Source organism: Brevibacterium spongiae (genome assembly GCF_026168515.1).
Taxonomy (GTDB): domain Bacteria; phylum Actinomycetota; class Actinomycetes; order Actinomycetales; family Brevibacteriaceae; genus Brevibacterium; species Brevibacterium spongiae.
The window spans coordinates 20,896-40,311 of sequence record NZ_CP093444.1; the positions used below are offsets into that span (position 1 = coordinate 20,896).

Annotated in this window: 21 protein-coding genes and 1 pseudogene; 14 read left to right on the forward strand and 8 right to left on the reverse strand. The window is 60.4% G+C overall.

Annotation, left to right across the window (positions count from 1 at the left end; all coding sequences use genetic code 11):
- Nucleotides 1-80: 80 nt before the first annotated feature.
- Nucleotides 81-458, forward strand: a pseudogene (locus L1F31_RS18730) (IS481 family transposase); the annotation flags it as partial.
- Nucleotides 459-539: 81 nt separating this feature from the next.
- Here the strand turns inward: L1F31_RS18730 and L1F31_RS18735 are convergent.
- The 8 genes from L1F31_RS18735 to L1F31_RS18770 all read right to left on the reverse strand — a co-directional run bounded on the left by L1F31_RS18735 (nucleotide 540) and on the right by L1F31_RS18770 (nucleotide 8,966).
- Nucleotides 540-953, reverse strand: coding sequence for a DUF4913 domain-containing protein (locus tag L1F31_RS18735; RefSeq protein ID WP_265420499.1), 414 nt, complete (start codon nucleotides 951-953; stop codon nucleotides 540-542).
- Complete coding sequence (locus L1F31_RS18740) at nucleotides 946-2,673, reverse strand: type IV secretory system conjugative DNA transfer family protein (protein WP_265420500.1); 1,728 nt, start codon at nucleotides 2,671-2,673, stop codon at nucleotides 946-948. The genes L1F31_RS18735 and L1F31_RS18740 overlap by 8 nt, the downstream gene beginning before the upstream one ends.
- A 2-nt stretch (nucleotides 2,674-2,675) precedes the next feature.
- A complete protein-coding gene (locus L1F31_RS18745) occupies nucleotides 2,676-4,064 on the reverse strand; it encodes a hypothetical protein (RefSeq protein WP_265420501.1) in 1,389 nt (462 codons plus the stop codon).
- Between the two features lie 250 nt (nucleotides 4,065-4,314).
- Nucleotides 4,315-5,832 (reverse strand): SCO6880 family protein, encoded by a 1,518-nt coding sequence (locus L1F31_RS18750; protein WP_265420502.1) that lies wholly within the window; start codon nucleotides 5,830-5,832, stop codon nucleotides 4,315-4,317.
- Nucleotides 5,833-5,837: 5 nt separating this feature from the next.
- Entirely contained in the window at nucleotides 5,838-7,343 is a 1,506-nt protein-coding gene (locus L1F31_RS18755) for a hypothetical protein (protein WP_265420503.1), read from the reverse strand.
- On the reverse strand, nucleotides 7,336-8,037 hold the full coding sequence (locus L1F31_RS18760) for a DUF8175 domain-containg protein (protein ID WP_265420504.1): 702 nt from the start codon (nucleotides 8,035-8,037) through the stop codon (nucleotides 7,336-7,338). The genes L1F31_RS18755 and L1F31_RS18760 overlap by 8 nt, the downstream gene beginning before the upstream one ends.
- A 30-nt stretch (nucleotides 8,038-8,067) precedes the next feature.
- Complete coding sequence (locus L1F31_RS18765; protein ID WP_181276464.1) at nucleotides 8,068-8,346, reverse strand: hypothetical protein; 279 nt, start codon at nucleotides 8,344-8,346, stop codon at nucleotides 8,068-8,070.
- Entirely contained in the window at nucleotides 8,346-8,966 is a 621-nt protein-coding gene (locus L1F31_RS18770; RefSeq protein ID WP_265420505.1) for a DUF6668 family protein, read from the reverse strand. The genes L1F31_RS18765 and L1F31_RS18770 overlap by 1 nt, the downstream gene beginning before the upstream one ends.
- A 269-nt stretch (nucleotides 8,967-9,235) precedes the next feature.
- On the opposite strand from L1F31_RS18770, the gene L1F31_RS18775 reads away from it, so the two are divergent.
- From L1F31_RS18775 to L1F31_RS18830, 13 genes are all read left to right on the forward strand, one after another.
- On the forward strand, nucleotides 9,236-9,601 hold the full coding sequence (locus L1F31_RS18775; protein WP_265420506.1) for a hypothetical protein: 366 nt from the start codon (nucleotides 9,236-9,238) through the stop codon (nucleotides 9,599-9,601).
- Nucleotides 9,601-11,211: a VldE C-terminal domain-containing protein gene (locus L1F31_RS18780; RefSeq protein ID WP_265420507.1), complete on the forward strand. Its 1,611-nt coding sequence runs from the start codon at nucleotides 9,601-9,603 to the stop codon at nucleotides 11,209-11,211. Before L1F31_RS18775 ends, L1F31_RS18780 begins: the two co-directional genes overlap by 1 nt.
- A complete protein-coding gene (locus L1F31_RS18785; protein ID WP_265420508.1) occupies nucleotides 11,208-12,668 on the forward strand; it encodes a hypothetical protein in 1,461 nt (486 codons plus the stop codon). Before L1F31_RS18780 ends, L1F31_RS18785 begins: the two co-directional genes overlap by 4 nt.
- Nucleotides 12,665-14,092 (forward strand): MinD/ParA family ATP-binding protein, encoded by a 1,428-nt coding sequence (locus L1F31_RS18790; RefSeq protein ID WP_265420509.1) that lies wholly within the window; start codon nucleotides 12,665-12,667, stop codon nucleotides 14,090-14,092. The genes L1F31_RS18785 and L1F31_RS18790 overlap by 4 nt, the downstream gene beginning before the upstream one ends.
- A complete protein-coding gene (locus L1F31_RS18795; protein WP_265420510.1) occupies nucleotides 14,082-14,426 on the forward strand; it encodes an ArsR/SmtB family transcription factor in 345 nt (114 codons plus the stop codon). Before L1F31_RS18790 ends, L1F31_RS18795 begins: the two co-directional genes overlap by 11 nt.
- A 170-nt stretch (nucleotides 14,427-14,596) precedes the next feature.
- A complete protein-coding gene (locus L1F31_RS19065) occupies nucleotides 14,597-14,920 on the forward strand; it encodes an ArsR/SmtB family transcription factor (protein ID WP_429860977.1) in 324 nt (107 codons plus the stop codon).
- Between the two features lie 76 nt (nucleotides 14,921-14,996).
- Complete coding sequence (locus L1F31_RS18800; protein ID WP_265420511.1) at nucleotides 14,997-15,257, forward strand: hypothetical protein; 261 nt, start codon at nucleotides 14,997-14,999, stop codon at nucleotides 15,255-15,257.
- Nucleotides 15,258-15,557: 300 nt separating this feature from the next.
- Nucleotides 15,558-16,595 carry a helix-turn-helix domain-containing protein gene (locus L1F31_RS18805; protein WP_265420512.1) on the forward strand — a complete coding sequence of 346 codons (1,038 nt, stop codon included), beginning with the start codon at nucleotides 15,558-15,560 and terminating at the stop codon, nucleotides 16,593-16,595.
- 204 nt (nucleotides 16,596-16,799) lie between these two features.
- On the forward strand, nucleotides 16,800-17,189 hold the full coding sequence (locus tag L1F31_RS18810) for a hypothetical protein (RefSeq protein WP_265420513.1): 390 nt from the start codon (nucleotides 16,800-16,802) through the stop codon (nucleotides 17,187-17,189).
- A gap of 133 nt (nucleotides 17,190-17,322) precedes the next feature.
- Complete coding sequence (locus L1F31_RS18815; protein WP_265420514.1) at nucleotides 17,323-18,123, forward strand: ParA family protein; 801 nt, start codon at nucleotides 17,323-17,325, stop codon at nucleotides 18,121-18,123.
- Nucleotides 18,116-18,394, forward strand: coding sequence for a hypothetical protein (locus tag L1F31_RS18820; RefSeq protein WP_265420515.1), 279 nt, complete (start codon nucleotides 18,116-18,118; stop codon nucleotides 18,392-18,394). The genes L1F31_RS18815 and L1F31_RS18820 overlap by 8 nt, the downstream gene beginning before the upstream one ends.
- Before the next feature lie 35 nt (nucleotides 18,395-18,429).
- Nucleotides 18,430-18,690 (forward strand): glutaredoxin domain-containing protein, encoded by a 261-nt coding sequence (locus L1F31_RS18825; RefSeq protein WP_265420516.1) that lies wholly within the window; start codon nucleotides 18,430-18,432, stop codon nucleotides 18,688-18,690.
- Nucleotides 18,687-19,406 (forward strand): hypothetical protein, encoded by a 720-nt coding sequence (locus L1F31_RS18830; RefSeq protein WP_265420517.1) that lies wholly within the window; start codon nucleotides 18,687-18,689, stop codon nucleotides 19,404-19,406. Before L1F31_RS18825 ends, L1F31_RS18830 begins: the two co-directional genes overlap by 4 nt.
- The last annotated feature ends 10 nt before the right edge of the window (nucleotides 19,407-19,416 follow it).

Below are 19,416 nucleotides of genomic sequence, written 5' to 3' on the forward strand. Positions count from 1 at the left end.
CTTGTTCACGACCCGTAACCGCAGGGTCAGCTACTCGAGCGAACCTCCAAACCTTCGTTGATGATCTAGATGTTGCTGGCCATGAAGTTGTTACGGCAACGCGAACCGATGTCGTGGTGATGATCGAAACCATGCGACGTCACCACAAATGGTCTGCTTCGCGAATCGCGTTCGAGTTGGGACAGAGTGGTAGGAGTATCAGCCGCCGTACGGTCACGCGCCTACTCGCACACCTCGGGCTGAATCGCCGGATGATGATCGACCCGACCGGCGCAACGAACCGGGAACCACGGAAGATAGTGGCTGAGCGCCCCGGCCACATGGTGCACGGCGACGTGAAGAAGCCCGGGCGCATTCCGGACGGCGGCGAATGTGCGCGTGCACGGCAAGAGCAGCCTCGAAGCAAAGAAGTTGGTCGGACGAAGAAGCGAGGCGGGAAAACGGGCTACATGTTTCTCCCTGCTACGAACCAAGATCTTATCGTTCCAACCCTGCAATGAGACCAAGGACTGTAGCCGTGAACTGGAAGCTCTCCCACATCAGAGCAGTTCCATCAGTCCGGGGGGCATCTGAGAGTGCGGCAAGGGTTCAGGCAGGTGTTCTCTTGGACCATCGCGATCCTCTTTGTGGGGGTTGTATGTGTGGAAAGGCCCGTCCGGGTCAAGGATGGTGCGCATCATTGGATCAAGATAGTCACGGTAGAACACGACGATCGCCGGTCCACCCTCAAGGCGCATCTTCTCCCACGAGATCCACAGAGCCTCCAGGCGCATCACCACCTCGGGATACCGCCACCACTGAGGATCCCACCGGAATTTCGCCACATCATCCAAGGGCCGCGAGTACGTGGGGAGCAACCAATCGGTGACCCATTCTCCGACGTTGTCGTACACAGTCTCCGGCTCGGCCGAGGCGTCATCCTCGAGGCCGGCGGCGTAGTCGGCTTCATCCATGAGTGGTCTCTCCAATCACTGACTCGTAGTACTCCTGGGAGGCTTTCGCATCGTCTCCGTAGGGTTTCGTCGAGAAATGCTGCAAGGCCAACAGCAGGGCCGGCTGACCTGAGGCGGTCATGATCGCCCGCCCGCGCGGCAACTGCGCAATATCAGACGTGTCGAAGATCCGCTCTCGCTGAATCGACGTCGTCGTCGACCGACCGCCGCGCTGCGTCGACGTGGAGCGTTTCGTGACGTCGCGATCACCGACCAAGGAGGCCAGGAACGGCAGGAACTTATCTTCGGACAGACCACTGCCGGCCACACGCACATTCGCCGCCGACCACAGTTTGTTCATCCCCGATTCCCCGTAGGCTTCGATGCCCTGGGAATAGGACTGGAAGAACGTCGAGACCACGATGCCGCGTGACCCATAGTGCGAGTACACATCCGGAAGCTCATGCCAGCGCACGACGTTCGCTGCCTCGTCGAGAACAGCCATGAGAGGAGTCGAGAGCCGTCCGCCACGTTGACGAGCGGCGATCTCCTCAGCCGTTGTGAGCAGAGCCATGACCAGTGCTGCTGTGATCGCGCGTGCACTGCCGCCTCCCTCGCGGGAGATGAGGTAGAGCGTGTCTGTGGAGGCCACGAACCTCTCGAGGTCGAGTTCGGGCCGCTTGCGTGCGTTCGGGCGCACCCACGCGGCGACCTTCGGGTTACCGAGGATTCCCACCCACGTGCGGATCTGCCCATACACACCGTCGCGCTGCTTCTCGGTGACCATCTGGTCTTTCTCAAGTGCCTGCGCGATCGTGCCCTCGCCGGCCTCACGGAGGATTCGCTCAGCCGTGAAGTCCTTTTCGTCATTGACCCACCGGTACACATCAGTGATCGGTCGCTCACCGAGGGCGCAGGCGTAGATGTAGCGTGACAGGGCCGTCTTCGCGGTCGGCCCGAAGTAGGCGTCTTCACGTGCGTCCTTGGCTGTTGCCGAGGTGCGGAAGACGTCGGCGAGTTTCTCCGCCGTCTCCATATCGCGCACGAACGTCAGCGGGTTCCAGAACCACGACGGTTCCTCACCGATGATGCCCTGCACATCGTGGACCCACACGGTGCCCTTCATCGACCTCGGCCCACGAGTGAGATCGACAATGTCTCGCTTGTTCGACGTCGCCAGCACCGGACCCTCGGTTTCGAGGATCTGCGGTACACACACGCACGAGGTCTTACCCGCGCGTGGTCCCATGATCCAAATCTGCACCCACTCCCAGGAGGCGAACAACGGCTTCATGTTGTTGACTAGCTTGCCCAGCGGCACGCCCAGGCTCGCGCCTGTGGCACCGAGGCGTTCGGCATCCTTGCTTGCTTGCTTCTCTGTGAGCTCGTCGACGTCCTTGATGCGGGTCATGTCCCGTGCTCGGTCATCGACGCGGCTGCCGGTACGGCGGTTCTTCCTCCACGCGAGCACGATGAGAGCAGCGACTGCGCCAAGGATCAGCACCTGTGCGAGGAAGACAAGAATCTGTAGACCGGTGACCGGGACGTCCCCGGTCACCTGGGCAATGAGCACGACGAAAGGATTCGCCGATGCAGCGGACTCGCGGATCGTGGGATCGACAACGACCGAGACCCAGTACATGCCGAAGACCATGACGCCGAGGGCGATGAGTGCCCCGATGATCAACCACCCGGTATCGGCGTCGAGTGGCTGTGTCTTCCGTCCTGCTTGCTGAGCCATAATCAGGCCGCCTTCTTCCACGCCTTATTGGTATCGCCAACACCACTGTGCAGCTCCACACTTGTCATCACCGTGCGGAATGGCACTCCCGGCTTCTTACCGATCTTGAGCAGGAACTTGCCCAATCCGGGCGGTTCGGCTGCTGTGCCGGTGTCCGGGTTGATCATGGCCTCTGCCGACCAGTCGGTGATCATCGACTTCTCCTTGGCCGTCATCGCGAACACCTCCTCGAGGTTGCCCATCTCGCGCTCGGCGAGACCACCGAGGAATACTTGAGCGGAACGCTCGACGAAGCCCCACGCGATCTCTGTCAGGTGCGGAGACGACAGTTTCAAGTCGCTCATCGTGTGAGTGCACATCATCTGCGCCAGACCACGCTGACGGTTCAGGCGGGTCAGCGAGTCGAGGAAGTGGACCATGACCTCGGCGGCTTTGAGCATTCTCCACAGCTCATCCATGATGAGCAGGTAGTGAGTCTGTTCTCGGCCTTCGGCATCAGCCAGGTGCTTCTCGGCCGAGACAACCGCGGATCCGTGTGCCCAGCACACGGACTGCACAGCTGCGCCGAGCTTCGCGTCGGCGTCATCAATGCCGGAAATGTCGAAGCACATTGGGCGACCGGTCTCAATGTGCTCATCCGTGTGCTCGGAGAACAGATCACCGAACTGTCCATTGGCCGACAGGGCAATGAGACCATCGAGCAGCCCACCAACACGCTCGTCGTACTTCTCATCACTGTCCGTGGCCAGTGCGATCGACCGCAGCGCAGCGGGGCGGGAGGCAATGTATTCGCGCAGATCATCGACCCGACGAGTCTCGGTGAAATCTGGGTCGAGTTGGCGCAGTGTCTCTGACAGGATCGTGCTCTCGTGCGCTTTCATCTTGCGGTCGAGTACGAGTTCCAGGAGTCCCGAAATCGTGGTCAACCGGCGACCCCGCATTTCTTCGAGCGCCTGCCGGCGGCGCTCGGGATCCTCGATTCCACGCAGACGAGTGATGACCGGGCCCAGATCCAACGGATTCCGGTGGCCACGGCCGCGTGCCATCTTGATGACCTGACCATCCTGGGCTTCGATCAGCTCGGCATAGTCAGGTTTCGTGTCCGAGAGCACCATGGGGATGACTCCCCAGTCCGCGAGGATCGTGACCATGCGCCGCATGAGCGAGGACTTCCCCAGCCCCGGGCGACCGAGGACGAAGCCGGAGGGGTTGAGGATGAGGTTCGCGAGGAACCAGAAGATCGGGTCGGCACACACAATCGTCTGCCGCTCGAGATGGTAGCCCAGTGGCACCCCCACGACCGGGTTGGACGAGCCTGCGATGAATGGCCACAGTCCACACACCTGCACCGAGGTGCCCTGGTACTCGACCGGGGCTTCAATGTAGTTCACGTGGCCACCACCAGCCGTGTTCCATCCACGCGGCCCTGGCCGTTCACGGGTTGTCGACCTGGCGTCGCGAACATTGTTCAGCCATTGCCGCAGTGGCCCCTGGCCTTTGTCCGCGTTCTTCTGCTCTTTCGCTGCCTGCCGGTTCATTGCCCGCAGTTCCCTGCGAGAGAGCGTCAGTTTCAGATCGTCGTGAGCTGCTTCAACTCGGGCCTTGTCGCTTCGGTTCATGATCTGTCGCATCATGGTTGCCTCACATCCAATCGCGCAGCTGGTCGGGCAGCATCATGTGATCGGGAACCACTAAGCCCAGCGGCAGTCCTGCCTGGAACGTCACTGCCTGGTTGCCCAACGCTTCGCGGATCTTCAACCGAGCCGGAGTCAGCAGACCAGGGATGCGCTTCTCGAGCTGCTTGAACCGGCTGGTGTCCGCACAGCTGACGGTCACGATCATCCCGAACCGTGTCACACCGGCACCGGCTGCTTCTTCGTCGGCTGATTTCTGGGCCGCCGCACGGCGCATCTTCGCCCGTGCCGTCACACGCCGCTGCTGGGAACCAGCGAACTGAGCATCGTTGATGTCCTGCTCGACCACGTTCGTGGTCTTGTCTGACGGGATCGGGCGGTAGAGCATCGTGATGCGCTTACGCAGCATCCCGTCTTTCGGTGGCTCCATCGCCCGCCGCAGCGACTCCTTGTAGAACAGTCCTCGCGGTCCTTCATACATCGTCCAGGACTTCGAGAACGCACGATCGTGACGGTAGTGATCAAAGGCGTCGAGAGCGAACGTCGGGCCGGCATCCTCCCAATCGAGTCCCGTTCCCTCCTCAGCTCGGGCCTCCTCGATCTGGGACGCGACTGTAGGGTCGTAAGCCGTTCGCGTGTAGTCGATAATGTCCTGGGCCGTAGCCGGCCGCACCGCCGTACCGGCACCTGTGTCGGACAGACCTCCGATGATCATGCCCAAACGGTTACCGATCTCTTCAGCCATCTCGGCCGTGCCCCGGTCTTTGCCGGACCCGTCGATCGCGCGCCCGTCAAAAGTCACGGAGATGTATGTCGAGATCTGCGGGGATCCGTGTGAGTACTCTGACTCGATTGCTTCTGCGACCTGAGAAGAAAACTCGGGAGCAGAATCGACGTGATTCCGCCGCATCATCCGGCGCAGCCTCAGACCGGAATCGGGGGCAATCTCGACTGTGACCTGGGCACCCCGCACGCCCTCGTCCGTTCCTCGTTGCGCCAGCCATGCTCCCCAGTGGGCGACCATGGAGTCCACACGCTCTTTGGCCTGGAGCTCGTCTCCGTCCGCATGAGCAATGAGCACGATCGAGTAGTTCTTCACGCCCTGCCCGACCACTCGGATGAGTCCGAATGGGTTGTCGTATGCGTCTGTGTGCTCACTCAGCTCTGAGGGTGCTAGTAGGCCTGGCAGGCGGCAGCGACCATCTCGCGTTTTGCCAGCAGGGCCGGCCAAGTAGACGTGCTTGCCTGCTTTCTCTTTGCGACGTTGTGCGATTTTCAACATTCTCCGTCCATAGAGTGACCGCCCGTGTTTGCGGGTCACAACCATAAGTACTGCGGACACGATGCCCACGAGCGCCACAATCAGCGCTTGCCAGAACCACTGGCGGGTCATCATGAGCACGATGATGATGATGAAAGGAACACCAGCGAAAGAAACTCCTAGCGGGAGTCCGAGAATCCCCGAACGACCAGGCTTAGAGATATTTCCGAACGTTCCAGGCTGTGGCTTCGTCTCTGTGCTCATACTGCTCACTCGTCCTCAATTGCCTTTTCGACGTTCGCTCCGGCACCGCTCGTGCCATCCGAGATCAGGCCAGCGACGTTCGCGGCATCACCGATGGACGATGAGCCACCCGACGAACCTGCGCCGGATGCACTGCTACCACCGCTCGGCTCAGCCCCAGCAGATTCGGCACCTGCCGCCGCTCCACTCGAACCGGCAGAACCGCCTCCGCTATCGCCCGACGACGAGGCTCCTTCGGAGCTTCCAGACCCCTGAGAAGACTTGTCCGACGATGACTCTGCCCCGTTCGGCTGGCCGCCGGTCTGGGGCTCCGATCCACCTGAACCCGCAGATTCTCCAGCACCGCCCGATGTGCCGCCGCCACTGGCGGCGCCAGCGCTTCCTGAGGAACCAGCCGCTGCCGCACCGCCACCTGCCGGGGCCGACGACGCGCCCGCAGCCGAACCGCCGCCGCCAGCGGCTGCCGCACCGCCGCCACCCGCTGCCGCACCGCTACCCGAAGCGACTGCGCCGCCTCCAGCGGCAGCGCCCGCTCCGCCCGTAGCGGCGATCACTGCTGCGCCCGCCGCTACTGTCGCGGCACCAGCCATGGCCGCACCTCCGCTGAATGCGCCTGCCCCTTTCGAAGCAACAGGCACAACGAATTTGATGAGGGCCGGGAGGGCTAGAGCTGCGAGGATCATGATCCCGGTGCCCATGCACACTCCAACTACCGCCTCGGCAAGATCCTCGACCTTAGCCCCCTCCTTGCCGACACCACTGACCACAGGGGTGTTCATGAACCACAAGCCCAACGCGTAGATGACTGCGGCAACAGGTTTGAAACAGATGAAGGCGATGAGATAACCGTTCGCCTTTGTGAACGCTTGTTTACCTGCCTCGGTGCCGCTTGCTGCAGCCAGTGTCGGAAGGAAAACCATCAACACGGGCAGGAGAATATTTCGGAACAACATGAATGCGAAGTTGACTACTGACCCGAGCAACTCAATCAGCGCAAATATCAGCCATCCGCCACTGCCGAGCACGCTGCCGAACGTTGTCACTACAGCCAGCGCGGAAATGTCGCCTTCACTGTTTCCCGCCGAGGCGGCTCGATCCAGCAACCACGTTGACAGTTCGTCGCCTGCAGTTAGAAGCAGTGTGATGCCTGTTGCATAACATGCGGTGACCATGATCAAGTTAACGACGGGTTGGACTCCACCAATCATGGTTTTGAAGTCCTGCGATAACACCATTTTCCCCAGCGCGAACAGGAAACCCAGAATCGCGAAAGCGGCTGTGTACCACGTCAAGTCGCCGATGACCTGGTTGACTGGGTCAGCTTTGAGGTCCGGTTGAGGAGCTTCCATCCACCAGGTGTTCAGCCACTTCATCATTGCCGCTGCCGCGTCGCTGATCGATTTTGCCGCTGTCGCCACTGCGTCATTGGCGAGGTCCTTGATTCCCTCTCCGGCCTTGCACCCGGCAAATCCCAGCGGATCAGAGAGGAAATCGCAGTCTTTGTCAGCCATTGCGGGGGCTCCAGGAAGTGTAAGCGGACGTGTCTTCCACAGCCTCTGGCGGAGAGACGGTTCCAGCGTCCCAGCGCCAATCGTCCTCTGCTTCATCCCACACCAGATCGACGACCAGGCTTGCGTTGGCGTCGGAGCCGCGAAGCAACAGATCCACACTGGCCGTGTCCTCTTCGTACGAGACGATTTGGAATCCTGCAAGCTCTACCATCGTCTTGTCCTCGGACGAAACCGAGCTCTCCTCATCGAAGAACTCTTTGGCTTCCGGCGAGTCGACTGCCGCTTCATAGACACCGCCATTCAGGAACGCCTGTGACAGGTTGAACGCCGCAAAGAGCGCCCCCGTGGGGGAATGCGCATAGCATTTCCAAAAATTGCCGTCACGTTTGGTCGGGCCATATGTCTGAGAGGTCGGTACGGTAATGCCATTCTTGTAGGCTTCCCACTTTGACTCTGGTGCCTCGACCGGGTAGTCCTGGTCGTCTGCCGGCACCCCGCAAGCACCGCCTGCTTGGGACGTATCGGTATCTGCCGCTTCGGAGGACTCTGGCTGTGATTCTCCCTGGTCATCCTCATGGTTGCGTCCAGCGAAGAAACCGAGAGCGATTCCACCGACTAATACGAGGGCTACCAGCGCGGCGGATAGAACCCACCACACGTTGAATTTCGTACTGAATGGTTCTTCCCTTGCCATGATCTACTTCCTCGTTCCCAGGGGCTCTGCTTATACGAATACTGCGATGATCGTTCCGGCGGCCGTGGCGAGAATACAGACGATGATGCAGATGACCAGGCCCTTGAATCCGTTGATCTCGCGGCCGGTGAACGAGGCGAACGCCAGGTAGCCGGCGGAGGCGAGGAACCCTGCCAAACCGAGGACGATCACGCCCCAGGCAATCCAGTTCAGCAGTGTTGTGAACCCATCTGTGCCGGGAGGCTGCTCCGGGTTGGGGTTTGGCAGAGCTGCAATCGTGTCAGCGCTCGAGGCGATGAGGTCGAACATTACTTCTTCTCCTTAGTTTCTGTCAGCGACAGGATCTTCTTCATGGTCTGCTTGATGCGGCGCGGGAGCCGCTGAGTATCGGGAGGGCTGATCCGCCATTCCTCGATCCAGGGCACATGCCAACCGTGTGGAGTCATCTGCCCAAGTCGTTTCGTCGCCTTCTTCTGTGCCTCCAGCAGTTTCGGGCCGTCATCGACGATCACGATCCCGAGGAGGCGTGAATCTTGCAGTGACCCACTCGCCCACTGTTTGGCGAATTCCATCCCCGCTTCAATGCCTGCGCGGTGATTACGGCAGACGGCCACCACGTTGAGTTCGGGCCTCGGTCGTGTCCAACCTCCCGCGATCGGCCAACCGAGTCCCACGTCTGTGGCCTGGTCTCCGAAGAAGCTCGCCACCGTCGAAGTTCCGGCCCCGCCGTGGAGGCCCATGACAACAACCGGTGCCCAATCGGTGACCTCTTGACGAGTCCACGGCTCCGTTGCAGGAGCAGTCGCGTTGATGGCCTCAGGGGTTTCCGGTCCACTCATGGTGATGCGGTCACCGAACAGATCGTCGGCGACATCCACCTCCTGCGGTGGCGCTTCCGCCGGCTGCGGAATGAACGGATTGCTGGTCATTCGAACCTGATTTCTCTAGTCGACTTCCAGTCCCAGTCTACGGGAACGCGGCCTAGTGTCAATAGATACTGCGCGTTCTTTTGGTACGTTCATTCATGTTTAAACTATTGACGGTTGAGGCGCTTTCCGCGTACTGTTGCACCATGCGCACATACTGGAACAGGCAGGCAACCACTGTTGTGGTTATCCTCACACTCGGACTTACGATAACGGGATGCACTGACGCAGGGAAATCACAGGATCCCGCATCGTCGACACCCACCGTCTCTGTGACTGAGCCGCCCACGACTCCCGCCGCACGTCAGAGTGCGTATGACGATGCCGCGAAGACTGTGACAACGGTGATGACAGAATATTTCGACACCAAACGTTCATCTGACGAATGGTTCGCGGCACTCGAACCGCATCTGAGCTTGGAGGCTCAGTACCTTTATGAGGATGCAAATATCAAGAACATTCCTGATGGGAACGTGACCGGCACCCCACAGCTGGTGTCTGACGATGCCAAGGGGCTGCGTTACTTCGTCGACACGAGCATCGGCCAGTTTACGGTGATCCTTGTCCTCGAGGGCGATTCCGGCGGGGCATACGTCGTCGACGAAATACAGTCCCCAGGATCGGGAAAGTACGACTGATGAAGAAAGCCGTCGTCGGAGTCATCGCGATCATCCTCGTCATCCCCCTGCTCGTCGTCATCCTCTTCAGCGGTGGCGGCTGCGCAGACGGGGCCGAGCCTGGACCGTCCGACCCTGGACTCAAAGACGATGCCATCGGCAACGGTGCCGATCAGATCCCGGAAAAGGCAGTCCCATGGGCGGAGAAGGCCGCGAACTCGGGTAAGTATCGCTACTCTGTCGCGTTCGTCGCGGCAGACATGTTCGCGGAGTCTGGATTCGACCCGGCAGCGGCAGTGGGTGACTCCAACGGCGGCACAAAGGGTCTGACGCAGATCAACAACGCCAATTGGAAGCACATCTATGGGCACGATTGGAACGCTGACGAAGACGGCAACGGCACGCCGGATATTGAAGATCCACTGATTCACGCCGAGTACGCGGCGAAGCTCTGGGACGAGCAGATCGACCAGATTCACAAGTTCAAGAAGGACAACCCCGATTCCGGTGCGGCGGAAGCCTCGGACCTCGAGCTACTGCTGGTCGCGCACAACGCCGGCTTCGGGCGAGTGGAGAGCTACCCGGACATTCCGGACTCCACCCGCAATACATACATTCCCAAGATCACGAAGTGGGCGAAACGGTGGGGCGGCCTCGATATTAAGAAGACCAACGTCGGCGGACAGCCGAAAGGCGTCGACGCACAGGCCGGCGGTGATGTCGTCCGACCGCAGAAGAACAGCGATCTCAACCTCGGACCGGTCAAACCGCACGTGCAGGAAGCCGCCGAGGTCATCTCGGAAGAATTCGGGATCACCGACATTGGAGGATACCGCTCCAGTGGCTCACGAGACCCGAACGGTCACCCTGCTGGCCTGGCGATCGACGTCATGGTCCCCCTCGACGGTAAAGGTAAGAAGCAAGGCGATGAGGTCGCCAAGTACGTCATCGACAACCACAAGGAACTCAACGTTAAGTACCTCATCTGGTACCAGCGGATCATGAACGTCGACCGTGGAGAGACGAAGTGGCGAGGCATGGATGACCGTGGGTCCGACACTCAGAACCACAAGGACCACGTGCACATTTCCTTCAACGCTAGTGACGATGGCGACCCCGGTGAGGCCAAGGGCGGCGGAAGCGTTGACCTGCCCGACGAATGCCCCGCAGGCGGCGGTGACGATGCGCCCAAGGGCGGGAAGAACAAGCCCGGACCGTGGGGTGGACACGACAACGGCCGCATCCCCACCGACGAGCTCAAAGCAATCCCTTGGGCTAAGGATGAGTATCTGCGTTCCGATGCCACGGACTCATTGATCAAAATGAACAACGACTTCAAAAAGAAGTTCGGTACCGACATGGGCATTACCGATGCCTACCGTGACTATGAGGAACAGGAATACCTCTACAAGACCAAACCGCCGGGCATGGCGGCCACACCCGGTAAATCAAACCATGGTTGGGCGCTGGCCGTTGACTACGGAACCGGAATCAACCGTTTCGGCACGCCTCAGCACAAGTGGATGAAAGACAATGCCGGTAAGTACGGGTGGCAGCACCCGGAATGGGCACGTGAGGGGCAGAAGAACGCTGAAGCCTGGCACTGGGAATACTACGGACTGGACAAATGAGCACACTGAATCCTGAAGACGTCCCCCCGTTCCCCGTCTACGCACTCGAATACGACGGGGACACGGTTCTGCTGGACAAAGTCATCGTCGAACCCGCCGTCGGTCAGGAGCTGACCGAGGCAGGCTTACAGGCAGTCGCTCGCAAAGCGAGCGACGCCGGCCTGGACGCGGTACGTGTCCGAGTGGTGACCCCGGACGACACTCACCTGATGATCGTCAACTCCGAGGGCGACGCAGAGGACATCACGCCCTCAGACGAGCCGACCAAGCCGTCAAGGCGCAAACGCGGTCTCATTATTGGGGCCGCCGTTCTCACTCTCGTTCTTCTCGCCGGAGGCGGCGTCGCTGTCGGCAAGGCCATCAAGGCCGCCAACACTGAACCTGTGGCGGCGGCACCTCCGCCGATCCCTGGCGAACATGCCGCTATCCCCATCGGGCTCCCACCTGGTTTCGGCAGCACCGCCGACTGGTCCCTCCCTGTCGCCGATGGCCGACCGCCCGTCGTCATGAACAACGGCCAGGTGCTTCTGACGACACCCGACGATCGCCTCGAGATTCATGAGACGAAGCGCGCTCAAACCGTGTGGTCATCCTCGACGGTGCCGAATGGAACCACACCGATTGTCGAGACCACGTGGACTGACCGGCCAGTCCTCGCGTCGGCAACCGGCCGTGCGCTGACCCTGTGGCCCCTTGACCTCGATGACAAGAGCAACGTTCCGGCCGTCGAGGTCGACCTCAACGCGCAGGCCGACGTCACCTATGCAGGCTCAGCTCCGCTCATCGACCTCGGCGACTACACCGTCGCCGTGCCTGCCGAGAACGGGGTCCAACGCGTCTCCGTTCCACCTGGCACGCACCCTGTGGCTGCAGGAAACGACATCATCGTCTCCGTGGGTGACAACAGCATCGCTAAGACAGCGTTCACGTCCAAGGCGACCTCGACCACGACCGATTTCGAGCGACCGAAAGGCACCAAAGGTGCTCCCACCTCGGCCATTGGTCTGACTCCGACACGCGCGGTCGTGACGTGGAAGGCTGACAAAAAAGAGACGACGGCCTTAGTCGATACCGAGAAGGGCAAGGTCCTCGCCACGATCGACGGGCGTGCCCCCCGCGTCGAAGAACTCCCGCAGGTCGACGAGACGGCTGGCACCGCACTCGCTGGTTCCTACTTCATTCGCTACGACGGGGACAAGCCCAAGATCGTCGACCTTGACGTGGCATCCAGGGACGCTGTTCTCGACGGAAACCACGTCTACACCACCAACCAGGACGGACCACTTGACCTGAAAGTCAGCGGCAACAAAGTCGTTCCATCCGCGTGGGAGCCACTTGCCCCGGACGATCCACCTCCGGCTGCTGTGGCCACCGACGCGGCCTATGTTCTTGCAGAGAAAGTCGACCAATCCATTCTTTACCGCGCACCCCGCCAGGAAGAGGAAACAACACCATGATCGCCATCGAGCTCGACACCGACGGTAACGGGCACATCCAGCTCCCGACCGGGACGCGCAGGATCACTGCGGACTCTCTGTCCGAGGCCCGCAGCCAGGTCATCACCATTCTCACCAACCATGCTCAAACGAACGGGCGGATCCTGAACGCCTCGGTCACGACGGCCACCGAGGGAACCGTGATCCTCGAGGTCCAGCCCAACGGGACCATCAACGAACTCGATGCACCACCACAGGAGGAACCGATCATGCACCGTGCTGAAGATGCCCCCGCAACTGACAGCACCGTGGACACGGCCCCGCAGACCGTGTCCGCCACTCCCCCGAGGCCGTCAGCACCGCCGCCGCAGGCGGCATCTGTAATGCCCTCACACGAACCCGTTGAACAACCCCTGCAGGAGACTGTTTTCCAGGCGCCGGCCGACCACTCTCCGAGTTCTGGACTCATTCTTGGCGACGGTAGCCCGGCCGCCGCAGGCGCTCGTGCCGTTGAGGCCCCAATTGGGCGCAGCTTTGTCAAAGAGGCAAAAGACGTGCCTGCCGAAGGATTCCGCGGCGTCGTTTACAAAGCCACCGGAGGACTCCTCAACACCGGTCCCAGCCGCCGCGAAATCCACCGACGAGAGCTTCACGGTCGAGTCGCGAAACCAATCTCAGGCACTCGCAACATCGTTTATATGTGTCTTAAAGGTGGAATCTCGAAGACGTCGACGACAAGCGGGGTCGGACTCACGCTGGCTGAATACCGTCCTGACTCGGTCCTTGCGATTGATACCAACCCCGATGCCGGGGATCTCGCTGACCGACTGCTCGGCCATGACCAGGTCGAATCAACCAGTCCCCGGACCATCACCGATCTGGTCTCTGCCCTCGACGCTAACCAGATCGACAACCTCACCGACCTCAACCGCTACACGCAGACATCAGGGCGGCTGCACTTCATCGCTGGAGAGCAAGATCCCGACGTGTCGGAATCACTCACCGCCGATCAATACCATGCCGTCCGCGACACCGTCGACCGGTTCTACCCGATCACGCTCACCGACTGTGGCACCGGAGTCACCCATCCGGCGATGAAAGGCATCCTTGAACGAGCCGATCAGATCGTCGTGGCTTCAGGGTGGGCCGTGACTGGAGCCAAGCGAGCACAACGCACCCTGACCTGGCTCCACGAAGCCCACGACGGTGCCTACAAGAACCTGGCCGAGAACGCTATCGTAGTCCTCACCGATACCGGAGCCACCAGCAAGGACGTGGATAGAGACGCCATCATCGAAACGCTGCAGCACCTATGCCGCGACGTCCACATCGTCCCTTTCGACGCTGAAATCGGCAAGGGCGATCTCATCTCACTCGACGAACTCCGCCCCGCTACGCGCCAGGCCTTCCTGGAAATCGGAGCATCCATCGTGGATGCTCTCTGAACCCCCGTCCGCCACCACGAAAGCAGGATTAATGCCCACCGACGAATGGCTACATTCCGTCCGCAGCCTCACCTCATCCAAGGAACGCCTCATCATCATGCAGTTCCTCAGCCAACAAGATGCCGGTGTGTTCTCATCGACGATCGCTGAGAAGACTGGAATCAAAGCAACCACGCTCTCCCGGATGCTCCGAGACCTCGAAGACCTCGGATTCATCCACGGTGACCTCGCCCCAACAGAGCGACGCGGCCGCGCAGTCCGGTACACGCTCAACCCGGCACGGATCCGCACGGTCCTCAAAGACACCGCGAAGCACCTCAACGTGAAGCTGTAGGCGCAAGGCGGACGCACTAGAGCGGGGTCGGACACATCTGCCAATGTGTCCGACCCCGCTCATTTTGCTCGTTGCCACCACGCAACACAATCAACTCTAGCGGATCAGTTAATGATCCGCTAGAGTTGATCAAGGAGAAACGGCGCACAGATTCAGGCAAGATGGGACACATGCCAAAATATGCGCGCCCCGCACACTCAGAGTCAGTGGAGGCTGCCATTGAAGCATTCGGAAACCGCGTCCGTGTCGCGATTCTTGGCGAGTTGCGTCAGCACGGCCCCGCCACGCGCGGAGAGCTTGCCGCTCGAATCGACTCAGCAGAAAAGACAGTCCAAACGCATCTGCGGACCCTCGAACGGCTCGGTCTCGTCCGTTCTGACCCACCCCCAGAAACGCGTAAAAGTGGCCAACGCGTGCGCTACTCCGCCAACAGCCCCGAAATCGACGTACGCCTGGAAGTCCTCGTGGCGGCTGTGCGAGGACAAGCGAACTGATCCGGGTTTCCAGACCCATTCCGAGGCTCGGCGTGTCACACCGCTCGCGCTAGCGCTAGATACTACTGTGATCGTTATGGGAACCTTGCGGAATCAGAAAATGCCCGCACTGCGCAACGAACGTGGTGTTGCAAAGCACTGGCCCGTAGCGAGCCATCGAGTTGACCCCGACCTCAAGGCGATCATCGAGCGCACAGCCACGCGGCTGGACTGCTCACAGGCCGTTGCCTTGAACCTCATTCTTGACCACATCGAACTCACCGTTGACGGTGTACCGACGTGGGTCGAGCAAGAGCACCCGGCGGAGGAGGCGTTTCCCCTAGACAACATCGCCTGACACACAAAAAAAGCCACCCGTTGGCGCGGGCGGCTTTTTCTAAGTAAATAACCGATCGAGTTGGCGCTCGATTGAATCCGAAAGGACTCGTTCTTGATCCAAAAGACGAGTTCAGGATACCCCACACCCGAAACCAGAAGCAATGGTGTCGGCGCGTGTCCTGATAAAACTCACACCACTGAGGGTGCAACAGCCCTGCAGATTCGTCCAGACTGGCGCACGAACCCCTCCATGAGGGTCCGGCGTCCCTCCCGCACACAGGAGACCTCCGCGCTCCATCGCGGTCGCGCTCTCCTGCACATGCAGGCCACCCTCGCGACCTCACAGGCAACATGGTTACGTGCCGTCGACGAGTGGATCAACGACCTCGATATGCGCTCAGACGGTCGCGAGAACCGCCGCCGGCTCGCGCGTATCATCGGCTTCAACGCCGACTGGAAAACACTGACGACGAACACACTCACCTGGGCCACAATCTCCGAACGCACAGGCATGTCCCGCGCCACCGTCGCCCGCCACCTGCTCGCCCTCCACGAAGCCGGCTGGATCGGCCGAGTCGCCGCCGGCCGGAGCGCCGCAGCCAAACAGGCCGCCGGCTGGAGAGGCGACGATGCTTTCATCAACGACGCCCCGGTCTACGCACTCACCCAACCCGTCGACAACACCATTGTGGATATAAATGAGACCCCTCCCACCGTAAGTGGCTATAAGGAATTCCCTGCACGCGCACGCGAGGCAAGAACTCCTACAGGAGCCGCTTCGCGGCCCAAATCAACCGAGGCGGCCAACGGCCGCCCGTACACCGTTCCAGCAGATCGGACGTTGCCTCCCTGGCCTGGTCACGTAACGCCAGGCAGCAAAGACGAGAGTGTTCTCGCCGCCCGTGAGTGGGCACGTCGAGTCCCAGCCCTCGGAAAGCTCTCAGACAGGCATCTGAGGTTCCTCGCGAAAGACTTCTTCGCTGTCGGATGGACGGTCCGAGACCTCATTGCAGCGCTCGATGCCCTGCCGGACGGTCGAGCGCAAGGGCAGCTGGTCGATGGTCGTTGGGTGCCCTATTCGGGAGCCGACGGCATCCCAGCGGCTCGCCTCGGGCATTGGGTGAACTGGCGACTCAACGCTTGGCGAGACAACGGCACAGTCATTGAGTCGCCTACTCAGAAACGACAGCGCCGAGCGAAGACTGCAAAGGCCCTGCTGGCCGCGCAACAGCGTGCCAGAGAGGAAGAATGGCAGCGGAAGAAGGCCGAACTTGCCACACCCGAGGGTCAGGCCGAGAAGCAAGCCGCATTGGAGAAGATCCGCCGGCTGAGAAGGCAACGTAAATTCTGTAAGTAGACCATTTCGTATCCTCGAAACCGAGAGGCATCCATGCCGACCTACACACTGACCAGCACTCCCCCACCGTCTCCGAGTCCTCCACGGTGCATTATTTCTGCTTCGGTCCCAGCCCGAACGAAGAATCCCTATCGGAAGTGGCTTTGGGTGGCACCAATTCCAATCCTTCTGACTCCAGTCTGTGCAAGTCTGACCGGCTTACTGATGAAAGATTCGAACCCGTACTGGGCTTTTGCAGCTGCTGGGGCACTGCTTCTTTTCACATTCTTAGACAACGCGATGCAGGATAAGTGGCTCGCCGGCATCCGTCGGACCTGGCTGCACCGCTTCACGGATTCCTACATGCCTCTCCTGTTGCTGTTCGCATCCGGCATCATCACCGAAGTCATGAGCGTCTGGGACGTTACAGATGGGCAGACGCAGCTCGGCCTTGTCCTCATCGGTGTGCTGACTCTGATTGGTGTCGGGTTCACGATCGCCGAGATGGGAAGCCTCGGCCGCGTGCTTAAGCCAAAGTTCGTCGAGGAGATGCATGACGAAGTGCGGGAAGTGATCCTTAGCCGCTTGAACATCGTTCCTGCGCCGGCTTCGTGACCATTGCACAGGATGCGTTAGCCAAGAGACCAAAAGCGACGACGGGAAAGATCCTCAGTCCACCTGGAAATATTGCTTGCAATATTGGCGTATTGCTGTATTGTATTATTTACATACATAGGAAGGTGACAGCATGACACAAACAATCACGCTGTGGAACGAGACCGGAGGGGTCGGCAAGACCACCTCGGCAGTCTCGCTCGCCATGCTCGGCGCAATCCGAGGACTGAACACGATCCTTGTCGACCTCGATCCGCGAGCCGCAAGCACCAAGTGGATCGGCGCAGCTCCCAAGGACGAGGGAATGCACGTCGGCGCGATCCTCGCCGACCCCGCCCCGGAAGGCTGGGGAGAAGAACTCGCACTCCCCACTACGTGGCACGACAATCTCCGGATCATCCCCTCGGACCGATCCGTTGCCCACAGAGAAGCCGAGCGACCAGACGGTGGTGAGGTGCGCCTGCGCGCTGCCCTCCGTGGCACCACTGCCGATTTCGTCGTCATCGACGCACCCAACCGGCAGGGAGGTCTACTGCCCATGAACGCGCTGATGGCCTCCGACGCCGTGATTTACGCTGCCACGGCCAGCGAGGACGGCGTTGACGGCATTGACGGGGCATCCGAGACGCTTGCGGCTTTTGCGCGATCACAGCAGCTTCGCGGCAGTTCTCTGATTCCTCTGGAGCTGGGAGTCATCCTGACTTCAGTCTCCGACACAATCCAACCGAAAGTTGAGAAACGCTCTATCGACTACGTGCTCGAGCAAGGCATCGGCCTCACCCCGTTCGTTCCTAAGAGAGAAGCCGTCCGCCAATCACGCTTCAAAGGTGAGTGGTACGGCAGTGCCGGTTACGAGCGCGCCGATATCGTCGTCAACGCATACGATCAATTGCTCACCACGATCCTGGAAAGGACGCCACACCACGATGACTGACCTCCCGCCCCGCTCCCGCAAAGCACGCCCAGCACCTGCCGAACCTCCGGTCGGCGCAGTCGCTGATGCCCCAGCTCAGCAGACGAGCAGCCCCCGACCAAGCGCTAAGCCCACCTACGACATTCCTCATGACCTCGAGTGGACCCAGACGAAGACGACACGGATGACGCGAGACCACGAGGAACTTCTCAACGAGTTGAAGTTCCGGCATGGGCTCAAGATCCAGGAAGCCATCTGGTACGCACTCGAGAAGACATTCAACAAGCAATAAAGCTTGCAATACTGCAGTATTGAAAGGCCGGGACCATGATTGACATCTACAGTCTTCCCAATTGCGCTCAGTGCCGGTCGACGAAGACCGCCATAGCCGGGAGGGGACTGGTCGAAGGAGAGGACTGGGTCGAACACGACCTGTCCTTGCCTGAGAACGAGTCGGCTCGCGCGTGGGTGATGGAAGACCTGGGTTATAGGCAGGCTCCCATTGTCATTATTGATGAGGACAATCACTGGTCTGGATTCAGACCCGACAAGATCGTCAAGCTCCAATCGAAAGGCGCAGACACATGACGGACAACCCCGCAGTTGACGCATACTGGACCGAGTACGAGCGACTCTGGAACCAGACCGTTGATGCTCTTACCGCTGCCGTGCGCCTCGACCACCCCGAACGTAGGCAGCTCGATTTTGCCGGTTTCGTGTACTCGGCACTACGGGCAACCCTGGCCAATGTTGGGTCCGTTGATGACACCCTGTCGGCTCTCTCCGAATCGCCGGAAGCGGACCAACTCGATGGTCTTCTGCGCAGCTGCGTCGGCACCGACCCTATTGACCCCGACCCTTTCCACTTCGAGCATTACCGTGCCGATCTCGTCCAGTTCCGTACTGAACGAGTTATCGTGCCGCTCAACATCGAGCAGCTTGTCGACGATGCCTGGCAAGACTCCCGGGGCGAGGGCAGTCTGCTTCCCTACAGTGAAGCCACTATGGGTGCGGAAGACAGTGACGAACAGCGTGAAAGCGTGTATCGCAGGTATGCCGAAAGCTACCGCGCGTATGCTGAACGGTTCGCCGCCGCTGTTCTCGCCGCCACGTTGAACGTTCCCGGACTGCGGAGTGAACTGGTGAGTGTTCAGGTTGAAGCTGACCCCGACTACAGCTTGGAGAATGGGCATGTCACTAACCCCATTGAGTACGAGGGGGATGGCCTCGCGTGGCACCTATGGTCCACGGCTTTGGCAAGTGTTGGGATGCCGGCTGTTCCCTCAGACGCCACAGAGATGTGACGCATACCGC